Genomic DNA, 12,683 nt, shown 5'->3' on the forward strand with positions numbered 1-12,683 from the left:
GCTTTTAATAAATATTATTTTTCACATAATAATCTATATTTTTATTAGGTAAGGATGTCTTCGTATTTCCATATTTCACCACACTTAACGCCATAATACTCAGGCTCTCCAACGTCGGGAAATATTTTCAGGGAGCAACTCAAACATTCTGCAGCAATAGACTTGACCCATATACTTAAAGGAGCCCCTTCTTCGTCAGTATCAAAGTCAGTTTCCGTGTTAACAAGAAGCGTTTCTTTATCGCAAACAAAACATGTAGCAACATCCATATCGTGAATAGCATTCACAATTGCTTGAGCTCTTTCTTCGATTTGATCAAAATTAAATTTCCAGGGGGGTATTGTGTAGCAGGCAAGTCCATATGCTTTAAAAAAAGCAATACGCTTATAATCTATTTTATCTATACCTGATCTTATTATTTCAGCTATTGGATCTAATGGAGCTTTTCTATATTTCCAATAAGATTCCAAACCACTGTAGTCACTGCTAGTTATACATCTCATCACTAAAGGTAGTATATTTTGAGAAATAAACTGATCCAATTCGTTAATTCGTAGGACGTACAAGCCTTTATGCCAAACACTATTTCTTAATTGGTTTAAATCTACTAGTGTTTGCTTATTTTCACTAACAACCTTTGATATTATTGGAATAGTACCATCATTGAGTTTCATTAGGCTTATTACTCGATTTAATGATGTCATGAATTCTGCAGTATTATCTTTTGTTAAGTCTCTTGAGTTCTTGTTTAAGAGTATATCGAGAATTAAAGCAGAGTTGTCACCGTCGAGCTTTACCTTATAGGCTAGTTTTGGATGCACGCTTGCCAGAACATCTTTCAGTAAAAGTTCAAAAAAGTGATGGAAGTGGAATATACATTGTAGATAAACTTCTTGATAATCTGTATTGTCACAGAATAAATCAATTTGCTCCATAGAAAACTCGTAGAAGGCATCGTCTTCCTCAACATACATATTCCTAACTATGTCTTTCTCTGAGGCTACCTGGTAAGTCTTAAAATATGATTTAATCGCTATTCTCAACGAGGCAAGCGCTGATTTCGTAACGTTTTCTTTGTTTTTAATCTTTCCAATCATACGTCCATGTTGCTTATTCAGTTTAAACAATTGACTTTCCCCCCTTTATTAAAAGGTTAATTCCTCCTACAGCATTGTTATTAGGACCTATACTAACACAGCCTGACTAATTTGAACTATGCAAATGCATCAAATTATTGAAAAATGAATGTATCTGTTCTCCGTGAAAACAGCGCATAACCTTTCTTATGCGCTGTTTTGTTTGGCAGATCCCGATTTAAAAAAGTGCGGTTGCTTGCTCCTGCAACGGTCACGGCTTTGCATGCACTGTTTGCTGCCCTGTATGCAAAAAACGTATACCTGAAAGGAAGATGTCGTACTGGTATCCAGCTTCTAAAACTATACCCACAGCATTTGAAAAGGGCTTTTTACCTGCTACGATTCGCCCTGAGTTCCACTTACGAATAATGACCATGAACGTTATATTCGTCAAGCGAAAACAAAATACCGGCGAACGAAGGGACGCCGCAGTTGGAACGAACAAACTCTTCGCTGTGGTGAGTTTTTCGTCCCATTGATGATTCTTTAAACTAACAGAATCTCTTGCCAAGGTTGCAACTAGTTTCTTGTGATGCCTTTAACCAAGAACGTTGTCGGTGAACGAATCTACGAAACGCAGACGCTTCCCTCGTGACCCGTTAGCCTACCAAAAACAGATTGAAAATAAACTTTGATAGTTTTTTTCTGCTAACCATCTCTAACTCCTACTAAAAAAGTTTTGGCTTGTAACTTCCACTTTCATTATGGAAAACACAGATTTACAATCCATGACCTTTTCATTTCATGGTGTTGGCGTGAAGCCGCCCAGTTCGCAATATTCAGGACAGTAAAGATACTGAATTTGCTGACACTAAACTTCAGCCCCAGCTGATTCGCCGATACTGGACGTTTCCGGCTGCAGCAGCACCTTCTCGTCGTCGCTGTGCTCGACATAGATTGCCAGATTGACTAGGAAAGCCTGCTTGGCTGATTCATCTGCCGGAATTACATTACCCGGCAGCGGGAGAATCAGGTCTACCGGATGATTCACAGCGGTCTTAATAATATCCGGACGGCCTAAAGCTTTGACCTCTCCGGTATACTGGAGTATCAAATTTAATAAAGCAAATTAGTTTAGGAAATAAAACCATCAAGAAAACAGCAGTCATTCCACTCAGATATGGAAAATGACTGCTTATAAGTTACCATTTCAGTTTATCACGTTCCAATTAATTAATTGTTACTGCAGCAATTTGTGGGCTCCATGCTTGACCTGAAGTATTATTCCAACGGACTTTTACATAATTAACATTGGATAAGCCACTAAGAGTGTAAACATAACTCTGCCATGTTCCGCTACCACCTGTAATAGCAGGTGAAGCCTGACTCCAGCTCGTTCCGTTACTCGAAGTATAAAAACTAAAATGGGATATTGCCTCAGAATTCCAGTAGTATCCATACAATTTAAACGAACTCATACTATTTTGATTCCAAACGATCTCCTCGTTGGTTGCTGAACTACGTATCACTCGAGTAGGCCAGCTTTCGAAATAATTTGAATTTTGTGAATCAAACGTAATATTCGCTGTATGAGATGTGATTTGATTCCACAAAACTTTGTAAAACGGTGTAGTTCCCTGAGAGATGACTTTGGTACTGTTATAAAGAGATTGAATTGAGGAATTTGAGTTATACCCTGTGAGGTACTCTGTCCATTCCATAAAATAGGCCCATTTCGGTTGGGAACTGAGTATTGCTGATGTGGGTAATTGTCCAACTTCTCCGAGGGCAATCGGTTTACTCCCGGCCAGTGAAACCATCGTATTGTAATACGAACTATTAAAATCATTATCATAAATGTCCATGCTCAGAATATCTACGTAGTTACTTCCCGGGTAATAGCTTGCTGGAGCGCCATTGGACGGGCGATCAACATTCCAGACCCATATCAAATTATTTAATCCATGTGTATTACTATAGCGATCATACATAATTTGGTATAGTTTTTTGGAATATGTTGTGTTACCTCCCCACCAGAACCAGTTTCCGTTCATTTCATGAAATGGCCGCCATAAAACTGGTACATCAGCATCACGAAGTTGCTTCAGATATGGAACTGCTTCGTCAATTCGAGTAATAAACTGGTTGTATAGAGTTGTGCCAGGAGTAACGATCTGTGACCATTCATTATTTGTTAGAGGATGCCCTTTTACACTACCTTCAAAAGTATTGGGAGAGTTATCTTGAGGGCGTATCATATGCCAGGTTAACGTGACCAAGGAACCTGAAGCCCACTTGTTTTTTGCTTCATTTACAACTCCTTGGCGGTTGTTCATTGTATCCAGCCCTGATGAAGCAAACCCCAAATCACTTCCCCATAAACCAGGATACTTGCCCGTAATGTTCTTGACATTATTGAATGTTGAAGAAACGTCCCCCGGTTTATCATGCTGACCCGACAATGTGTAATTACCAGATAAACTGTATATATAGTTTATTACATCCTTGGCCTTTCTGGTGGCGTTTCCATTTACAGGCGTGGCGGCTTCAACTACATTGCTAGGAAATAATGCTAAGCCAGTCAGTGTAATTAAAACCGTGAAAAAACAAAGAATTAGCTTTTTCATTAGTATAACCTCCTAATAATAATTAATAACTTAAATAAGCCAGTGATACCGCTTACAATTTGCTTGATTTTCTTCATCTTCCTCCTTCATTAAGTATTAAAAAAAGCAGACTATATAAATTGATATTATATAATCTGCTCTCTTGATAAAAATGATTGTGACTATTGATTTAATATTCTTTGAATAAATACCGCCGCTTCTGCTCTTGATAAATGATTGGAAGGGGCAAAGCTTCCATCTGCATAACCTTTAATCAAGCCACTCTCCATAAGAGCATGCACAGATGATACCGCCCACACGGGTAAAGTACCTTCATCTTTAAAGAAATTTATTTTGCCGGTACTAACCAAGCTTAAGTTCATAGCACGGCCTGCTATAACTGCCATTTCCGCACGACTGATTGGAGTATCAGGATGGACGCTTCCTTTCCCGTCGCCTAGAACCCAACCTGCCTTATAAGCGGAAACCATCGCCTCCGCATACCAATCCGATGCCTTCACATCTATAAATTCATTTACATACGGTGTCGTAGAGAGTTTAAGGGAATGGGCGAGCATACTTATAAATTCAGCTCTTGTGACATCGTTATTAGGTGCAAAAGAAGTTTTACTCACCCCTTGGATGATCGATTTCGCCGCCAGAACCTGAATGGCGCGTGCAGCCCAATGGTTAGTTGAAACATCATTGAAAACTTTGTTGTACTGAAGGACAGCATATTTACTTAGGTGAGCTAATGGACTGGTAATTTGACCTGCAGCAAGGAGCTCACCGCCTACATATTCCCAGGAATTTGTAGCTTCATTTTTATAATAAATTCCTATTAACTCTGCATCTGTCCCTTTCGGTTCATAATCTAAAGTAAGCTCAAGACCCTTGAAAGGTCCGGTAAGGATATGCTGTTTGCCATCCTTCTCGATAACGCTTATTTGAATTTCATATTCACGGCCGACCTGCATCAGCCCTGCCGGTGCAGAACCCGCTGCAAGTGGTTCAGCCTTTACATTTAATATTGCGTTGTTTAAGAAAGAACTCTCCGACTTCAGCTGCTGTAGAAGCGAAGCTGAAAGAAGCAATTGAACGCTTCCGATTTCTACATTCAAAGGGATGTTCTCCAATTGTGAAATATCAACCGCTACCGAAGTCTGATTGTCGGAAGCTTTGGCAACTGTCACTCCATTGTCTAGAGAAACTGTTGTCAGCAAGATCTCATTAGCAGTGTTTGAACTAGGCGTTGATTGTACAGGCAACGAACCATCATTCGCTGAAATTGTCTTCGCCACTACCTCAAGATCGGTGCTGCTTGCAAGTCCATGGGCATCCACAGCTCGTATCTTGTACAAGTATTCCGTTCCAGCGGATAGTCCGGTGACGTTATAAGTAGTAGAATCATCTATGATCTTAGCGATGAATTGATTATCCTGATATACTACATAAGTAACTCCCGAATTGTCATCTATCGCAGTCGGCCAGCTCAAAGATAAGCTATTCTGAGTGAGATTCGTAACATTAATTACACTTCCTGCCACCCAATACGGCGGAATATTCTTCGCTGGACCCTGTTCACCAGCAAGTGTCTTTATGGAAGCAAGCAGGCTGACAGCACTCCATTTCCCATCCAGATTCCGCGCTTTAACTTCAAAGGAATAAGCTGTGTTTTCTTGAAGGTCTTTTACCGTAAAGAATGTTGTGTCTGCCCCCAGTTCTGCCACAAGCCGGTCTCCCATATATACCCCGTAAGCGTCTATTCCTTTGTAATCCTCAGCCTTAGGCCAGTGTAGTGTAACTTCATTGCGGGTGAGTCCACTTGTTGCGAGGGCACTATCAGCCGGCCATTCAGGCAAGGCGCTGAGTAAATGCAGATTGTCTATATAAAGATTGCTGTCCGTTACTTTTGCTCCGTTAACCGCATTCACATAAAGGGCAAAAGAAGCAACAGAAGCAGGATTAAATGTCCCTCCCGATTTGGGAAGAAAGGAATCAAAAGGAATTTCAAGAGATTGTGGCTCTAAAGAGTCTGAATTAAATCCTTGCAGATTATTCAGATGTGCCTCAAACGAATATCCTCCAGAGCTGATTTGAAGAAGGATGTCTTGACCAAGTCCATCCCCCTGAAAATCCAAACCTACTGCTCTGCTCTCACTCCAATCAGCATTGACCGTTTTGGATATGCCCGTATATCCGGAAGATTCCAAGTTATACTTGAAATTCATGGCATAGCCTTGATCGGTACCAAAGAAATCAGGAACTAGCTTGATATTATTGATATCTCCATTGCTGTTCCTTAGCCACTCTTCGCGGAGCAGAGCAGTGTCTCCATTGTAAGTTTCAAAGTCGTCAATAATTGAAGGTTTACGGCCCTCTACATCTGTTGCATTTTGTACGGTGACGACTGAGCTATCTACCAGTTCTCCCGTATTAAGCCTAATTATAGCTTTTACAGTCACAAGACCGTCTGTTATCTTGGTGGTATCCCAATTCACGGAATAATAACCATCATTATCAAGAATAGCGTGCAAAGGAGCAGAGTTATCCACCGTCAATGATACATCCTCGACAATAGAATCATAATTCAGGACTTTTACCTTGAGTGTATACAGTCCTTTAACCTTTTCTCTCATTCCAGGCGCCATGATATAAGCAGACGGAGCCTTGTTCTCAACATCGACTTTTAAATTGTATTGTCCTTGCACCCGGTCAGCGAACAGAACACTATCAGTATTATAATACTCAACAAAATTATAGAGCATCTCATGATTTCCGTACTGGGAATCACCTTTGAAGGGTACCCAGAAATGGCTTGGGGCTCCACCATTTTTAGCTTGATTTCTCCAAGTCATCATATAAGCGATGTTTTGGGCCACGGGATCATCTGTCAACGTCTGATGAAGCAAATTGTACCAGTCCGGCATTGTATTTCCCGTTAAGGCAAGTCCGTTGCTTCCATCCCACCGCGGCCCAGTTTCTGTTAGGGCTGATACCTTATCTCTGGCTGCTGCCAGTCCTGCGACGATTCGCGCATCCTTCAGAGTTGCCTCCATCCAACCGCTGTCGTATTGCGGATTGTCATTATACATATCAAATCCAAGAATATCGACGTAATCATCACCTGGGTAACGGCTCAAATAATCCATATCGTCTGTGAAATGTCCATTAGGTGAATAGGCGTACAGAAAGTTATTTACACCTTTAACATCTCTTAAATACTCAACAGTATATCTCCAAAGACGGATAAATTCGCTCTTCGTGCTGTTAGATGCTCCCCACCAGAACCATATGCCTGAATTTTCATGAAATGGCCGATAAATGATCGGAATTAGGTTTCCGTTATCATCGACAGACTTCTTCGCCAGTTCTGCTGTCGCATCCAGACGAGCAAGAAACTTGGCATTGTCCTTTCCGCCAGGTAAAATATGGGCAATAGTAGGTGTTAAATCGCTGTATGACCCTCCAGATGTGAAATTCGGCATGTGATCGCTTAAAGTAATAGTGCCATTATGCTCATAAGCAGCTTTTATTACGGATACAGTGTCAGTTATACCAGATCTCATAACATCTCCCATATCCATACCAAACACCGCAGGGTACGCATTTACATTATTGTAAGTATCCGAGATTACGCCTGCTTGATCGGAGACACGCTCCGTTGTATCATTCTGATGTCCGAACATCACGTAATTGCCCGAAATATTTTTAAGATAGGCAAATAATGAGGCTGTTTCACCAGTAGCATGACTGTCTACCAGATTTACTGGAGATACATCGAATCCTGAAGTTTCAATAGCGGTTCTATTATTTATAGGTTCTACCGGTTCAGCCGGCTTTACAGTAGACTTGGCTAGCAGAAAATCATCAAAATACGCGTCAGCATTAGTATCAGATAGATAGATTACAACACCTGAGTTGCTTCCACTCGAGAATGATATCGTGTAGGGCGTCCAAGCCGCATCAGTATTCGAAGTGCTTCCTTCAGCCAGTATTGATGACCAATCTGATGTCATTATTTTATAATACGTATTGCCGGGTCCTTTACCGTTGAAAGTCAATGTATAATTAGTATTAGTACTGATAGGAACGCTCTGATAGAGACTGTCTGCCCAGCCCTGATTATTACTTGTAATTTTCAAACTATAATCTCCAGAATGGTAGACGGCATCAGTAACACTAAACTTATTATTAGTACCGAGTACACTCCAGCCGGATAAATCACCGGTTTCAAAATCACCATTAGCCGGAATTGTAGGATTCTTAGTCAGAGAAAAATCATCAAAGTAAGCGTTACCAACTGAATCCGATAAATAGATGATTACATTCGAATATGATTTGCTGTTAAAAGACAGAGAATACAATGTCCACTGTTCGCTGACATTAACGGTAGTCCCTTCTTTTAATGACTCAGAAAATCCGGAATCCAGAGCTTTAAAAATAACATTTCCTTGTCCTTTGCCATAGAATTGAAGAGTATACTCTGAATTAGGGACAACATCGACTGCTACGGATGAAAAACTGTCCCAGTCTTGACTTGCACTTGTCAGCTTTAATGAATAACTTCCGCCATGTGCTTCTTCATTACTAATACTGAATTTCCCACTTGATCCAGCGTTCCATCCTTCCAGCCCATCCTCAAACCCCGGATTATCAATCAAATTTGCAGCAGCCGCTTGCGCCTTTGGTACCTTAAGGTTAAACCCAGCTATACCAAACAAAGTGGTAAATAAGAGAATGCAGGTAAGGGTTAAAGATATGCCTTTCTTTATAGCCTTATTTTTCATTTTCGCTCCCCTTTTCGTGATTGTTTTGCATATTCCCTACAATTTAAACCTATCCCTTCGCCGCCCTATGGTAGCCCAGTAAATATATAGCTTTGCAGCAAAAGATAAAGAACTACGGTAGGAATTATAATGGTAAGGATAGTGGACGAAATATAACTCCATTGCGCCTTGTTATAAATGCTAAATCATTTTTAAAATTACTAACGTCACCGTAGCTGGACTCAGGAGCGGAAATAGATTAGGCCAGTAGATCCGAACCAAGCTTACTTCATCAATCTTTCTTCAAGGTCTTCAGGATTTTTAATGAACTGCAGATATAATGTTCTTTGTAAAGTATCTGCTCCGATGATAAGATAACCACTTATATTGTAATGGCAGAATAATGATGGAAAACTAAAACAGGCTTTTGCCCTTAAACTGAATTTGTGCCATGACGTAAGACACCGATTTTCAAAATAGGTTATTCCCGATAAGAGAAACAGCTATAACGAGGAAGGTAGTGTAAGGTGGAAATAGAAGACTCTGACCTGATTTGAAAACGGGGCAAAACATCCGGCTCTTGGCAATCCGACGTTTTGCCCCACTTCAGCAGTTAATAATTATTGCAGTACCGCTTTTTTCGCTTTCGCCCACAACGAGTTGTATTTATCAAACACGTCTTGAGGATTTTCGTTCAGAATAAATTCTTGAACAATGGCTTCTTTCGTAATTTGTGCCTTGTTGGTGATGGAAACCGCATCTACACTATCTGACATTCCTTCAATGTAAGTAGGGTTATAGGACTCGAACTCTTTAATTTGAGCCAATTCAGGCTCTTTATCCTTCAAAATAGGAAATACGTTCTTGTCATCCCCAGATTCTTCAATCATCCATTTTACAAATGCTTTGGCTGTAGCGATATGAGCGCTATTTTTGTTCACACCGTAAGAATTGGAACCAGGCTGAAGCAAAACATTATTGGTTGAAAGATCGTTGTCGTAAGGGAATGGAAAGAATCCTACATCATCCGAAGGCATACCCGTGCCCGTAATAAGCTGGTCAATAATCCATTCACCTAAATAGTACATTCCAACTTTGCCATCGGCGATATCCTTTTTCGACTGTTCCCAGTTGGACGAGTTCACATCCGGTTCCAGGTATCCCTTCTCATACATGGTACGGATGATCGACATAGATTGGCCGAATGGTCCATCCATCGTATACGGTGTATCAGTATTCACACGATCATTATAAAAGTTCGCGTTTCCAGAGATAGCAACAGGTGTCTCTTGAGCAAATGGATAGAGAGGCCATTGATCTTTAAAGTTAGAAGCCAGCGCAACTATCCCCTTGTCCTTCAATTTCTCAGCAGCAGCATAAAATTCATCTAATGTTTTTGGCACTTCTGTAATACCCGCTGCCTTAAAGGTCTTTTTACTATATACAATACCCACTGCGTCTACAGAAGAAGGAATCCCATAAACTTTACCTTCGAAAGATTTATGTTCTTTAAAACGAATTCGGTCATTAAGGCCAAGATCATCTAATGGTGCGTAAAAATTCGCTAACTCCGTATTTGAGATTGTAGGAATGTTCATAACATCAGGGTATTCTCCAGAAGACAGGCGAACCTTTGCGGTTTTGTCATAATCCGTTATCGCTTCAAACTCTACATGAGCATTTGGGTACTTTTCATTAAATCGTTTAGCATATTCGTCATATGTGTTACCAATGAGGTCAGTGCGGTTGCTTAAGTAAGTAATCGTTCCACTAATATCTTCCGGTGCATCAGATGGGGTAGTAGTACTTACAGCCTCACCATTAGTCTCAGAAGGCGTAGTAGTGTTACCATTGTTGTTATTATTGCCCCCACATCCTGTTAAACTGGCAGTCATCATGGCTAGCAAAGCCACTGTTGTAATTGTTTTTTTCATTTTTATCCCCCTTTATGATATTGATATCGCTTACAAATAAATATTAACATATGAATATGATTAATTCAACTATTTTATTCTGTTTCATTAAACATATAATACAACGAATTTTATCCACCGAATTACTTTCAAAAGATACATATCCCTTTCCAAGATGATGATGCGATTCATCATTTGTTAGATTAACTTTATAAATTTATATATCTAAAAAGAATATTGCAATTCGCGTACCACTTCTAAGCTAACCAATTCTGTGGCAAAGAAAATTTGCTCGAACACGTTTCCCAGTTATGATACGTTCTAGGCTAACGATAAATAATTAAATTCAATAATATGGTTTAAATCCCATTATACAAATATAAAGCCGTCCATTGATTTCAGGACGGCTCATAATTCTAGCGTTTTGTCCAAATTTTACATCAGACAACTTTTCAGCTTAAAAATTCATTTCTTAAATGTGTACTTCATAACTCTAACGTCATTAAACAAATAAGTTTATTAAACTATATAATTATTTTTATAATTTTGCTATCATTTATATTGTTAACTTTACTATCACTTGTTAATGGAGGTTATTTTGAATGATTAAAGACACAAGTACGCTTCAACACACATTAACTTACCGATCAATCATGAGCGTCACTGATTGGGGAGCCACGGTCAGCAAATTAATAATTTGCTTAGGCCAGTCAGTTACAGCAGAGAATATTGATCAAGATACTTTTATCATCTCCTCGGTTAGAAATGATACACTAACCGGCGCCGCTCTAACAAATGAAACATGCACAGTTACACATGCTCATGTTTCAGATGAAACCGGGAAACCGCAATATTGTGATAATTACATTACGCTTCATTTAGAAATTGATCCATCTATAACTGCTAACTTCCCCTTCATCTATGATCCCATCTCCAAACTAAACCACTGGGTAAATATTGAATTCACTATTTCACAACACAAAAGTTTCGCTACAAAATCCGGAATGATTTCCGGGCTCACAATTACTCAAAGCATGGGTAACAGAATAGAAAATACAGAGAAATTTTCAATTTCTAGCTATACACATTCATCAGATAATATAACTCTGAAATATGCGAGTTACACTCCCACTAAAGATAACCAACAAAAGCCACTAATTATCTGGCTGCACGGCAAGGGTGAAGGAGGAAGAGACGGTTTACTTCAAGTATCAGCAAACAAATCATGTAATTTCGCCTCCCCTGAAATTCAATCCATTTTTAATGGTGTCTATGTTTTAGTACCACAGTGCCCAGATGGTTGGGGAATAATCGATAATGAGAGTCCACTTAATGGAACTAGTATATATGAAGACTCTCTAATGGCACTAATAAAAAACTTCATCTCTATGAATACTGATATTGATATAAAAAGAATATATATAGGAGGTTATTCTCTCGGAGGATATATGACAATGCTATTGGCTCGAGACTTCAGTAATTACTTCGCAGCAGCATTCCCAACCTGCGAAGGACTAAAAGATAGTTACATAAAAGATTCTGATTTGCATAATTTGAAAAACATCCCAATTTGGTTTACGTGTGGTGAAACAGATCCAATTTTTCCTCCTGCTCATTACAGTGTGGCCACTTATAATCGCCTGGTGAGAGCAGGTCATGATAATGTTCATCTCTCTAATTTTAGCAGTGTAATTGACACAACCGGTCAATACAAACATACAGATGGGAGTGCCTATGATTTTGGAGGGCATTCATCATGGATCTACGTCTATAATAATCAGTGCAATAACATAATAAATGGGAATAAAATATCTCTCATGGAATGGCTTTCCAAGCAACGGCTTCAATAATGCAATACACCTTAATTAATCCATTCAGAATTAAGTATATTTCACTAACAACTTTACTTAGGCCTTTAGATTTTATATTCACGAGAATGCCCAATACTCCAATTATTAATATTCTTCGTATGCCTGTTATTAAAACAACCAAAAGGAACCGTCTTTAACTGGACTAGTTCCTTTTTTTACTCTAAATTTTCATAAGTGAACATTTTTCCCTTTTCGCTATATATGCGTGGAATTATCGATGCTTATTCTATTCGAAGAGACGGGCACGAGAAGCTGGTTATAATCAAGTAGGTCTTATGCCTCGCAGCTTTTGCGAGTACTCATTGCCCACAGAGGCTTAATGTCAAATCTCTATTCCTCTTTCATATACACCCTTAACCAAGTAGCTTACCGAATAGTCACATTCGTCCAATATATGAAAATTAAAAGTTTTCATCTTCTTAAAACACTATAAAAAAACAGGAGCACA

6 protein-coding genes are annotated in these 12,683 nt (G+C 39.3%); 1 reads left to right on the forward strand and 5 read right to left on the reverse strand.

The features are described 5' to 3' along the window. Window positions 1-44: 44 nt before the first annotated feature. The 5 genes from NYE72_RS22885 to NYE72_RS22905 all read right to left on the reverse strand — a co-directional run bounded on the left by NYE72_RS22885 (window position 45) and on the right by NYE72_RS22905 (window position 10,385). Window positions 45-1,127: a hypothetical protein gene (locus NYE72_RS22885; RefSeq protein ID WP_339210494.1), complete on the reverse strand. Its 1,083-nt coding sequence runs from the start codon at window positions 1,125-1,127 to the stop codon at window positions 45-47. Window positions 1,128-1,947: 820 nt separating this feature from the next. Next, window positions 1,948-2,190, reverse strand: a complete 243-nt coding sequence (locus NYE72_RS22890) for a hypothetical protein (protein ID WP_339210496.1) — start codon at window positions 2,188-2,190, stop codon at window positions 1,948-1,950. 115 nt (window positions 2,191-2,305) lie between these two features. Continuing rightward, a complete protein-coding gene (locus NYE72_RS22895; protein WP_339210498.1) occupies window positions 2,306-3,703 on the reverse strand; it encodes a glycosyl hydrolase in 1,398 nt (465 codons plus the stop codon). A 161-nt stretch (window positions 3,704-3,864) separates the two neighbouring features. After that, window positions 3,865-8,472, reverse strand: a complete 4,608-nt coding sequence (locus NYE72_RS22900; RefSeq protein WP_339210500.1) for a glycosyl hydrolase — start codon at window positions 8,470-8,472, stop codon at window positions 3,865-3,867. Window positions 8,473-9,071: 599 nt separating this feature from the next. Then, entirely contained in the window at window positions 9,072-10,385 is a 1,314-nt protein-coding gene (locus NYE72_RS22905) for an extracellular solute-binding protein (RefSeq protein ID WP_339210501.1), read from the reverse strand. 581 nt (window positions 10,386-10,966) lie between these two features. Between NYE72_RS22905 and NYE72_RS22910 the strand changes: the two genes are divergently transcribed. Continuing rightward, window positions 10,967-12,214, forward strand: coding sequence for a prolyl oligopeptidase family serine peptidase (locus NYE72_RS22910; protein WP_339210504.1), 1,248 nt, complete (start codon window positions 10,967-10,969; stop codon window positions 12,212-12,214). Window positions 12,215-12,683: the final 469 nt, after the last annotated feature.

The organism is Paenibacillus sp. FSL L8-0333, assembly GCF_037965665.1.
Classification (GTDB): domain Bacteria; phylum Bacillota; class Bacilli; order Paenibacillales; family Paenibacillaceae; genus Paenibacillus_AQ; species Paenibacillus_AQ odorifer.